Raw genomic sequence first — 1215 nt, forward strand, 5'->3', positions numbered from 1 at the left:
TTTCGGTCCGAGCTTGGAAAAATCCCTCCGGCCTTCCTGCCTATTGGGAATCAGCGCCTGTATCGCTACCAATATGAGAGTTTAAACACACAGGACAAGGTTGTTCTTACCATTCCGGAAAGCTTCTCTATTCCCAAACACGATTTAAGACAACTTGAACAGATGTCGATCGAGATACTTGAAATCCCAGAAGGTTTGTCACTCGGAGACTCAATCGTTTGCGCACTTAACTTAAGCGGTTACTCAGAAGGCCCTCTTACCATACTGCATGGCGACACACTCGTTTATGACATCCCAGTAGAGCTGCACGACATCATTGCCGTCAGCGAAGTAGAGGATAACTATGAATGGGCGACGTTTGATGGCAAAACCGTTCAAGACTTCCACCCCTACGACGGCGCCACGCAGGCAAACAAACAAGTGGTTAATGGATACTTTCGGTTTAGCGATGCACGCACGTTTATTCAATCTATGGTCCGAGCGCGCGGCGCATTCATTGAGGGAATAAATTTATACAGTCAACAATGCAAACTCTCATCGTATCTCACGAAAGACTGGCATGACTTCGGACACTTACATACCTACTTCCGGTCCAAAACACATGTGAGTACGGCTCGTGCATTCAATAGCCTAAAGGTCGAGTCGGGCGTGGTCACCAAGCGCAGCGACATGCCAAACAAAATGGCTGCCGAAAGCCATTGGTTCCAAAACATACCCAGCGAACTAAAACGCCATACGCCCAATTTTCTCGGTGAGCTTAGCGCAGGTCAGCGAGTCGAAGGCTATCGCATCGAGTATCAATGCATCAGCAGCCTTAATGAGCTCTTCGTTTTTGGTGATCTACCGGTTTTTGTGTGGGACAAAATTCTTAAAGCATGCGGGCACTTTGTTTCTCTTTGTAGTACCTTCGAGGCGACGGAATCAACCCAATCCTTTAAAACATTTCTGCTCGAAAAAACCGACAAACGCTTAGCGGAGTTTAGTAACGATACAGGCATAGCACTTGACGAGCCGTGGACGCTAAACGGCGTAAATATGCCGTCGATTAAACACATTCACGAGACAAGTGCACGCCATATACCTGACACGGAAGTGCAAACGGTCGTTCACGGTGATTTCTGCTTCAGTAATATCCTTTATGACTTTCGATCGCAAAGTATCAAGGTCATCGACCCACGAGGCATGAACAATGAAGGACTGCTCTCTATTCATGGT

1 protein-coding gene is annotated in these 1215 nt (G+C 47.2%); it reads left to right on the forward strand.

The features are described from left to right. Nucleotides 1–1215 (forward strand): hypothetical protein (locus A3750_RS26195; protein ID WP_068548425.1); only part of this gene is annotated, 1215 nt, incomplete at both ends.

This window comes from Oleiphilus sp. HI0079, assembly GCF_001635105.1.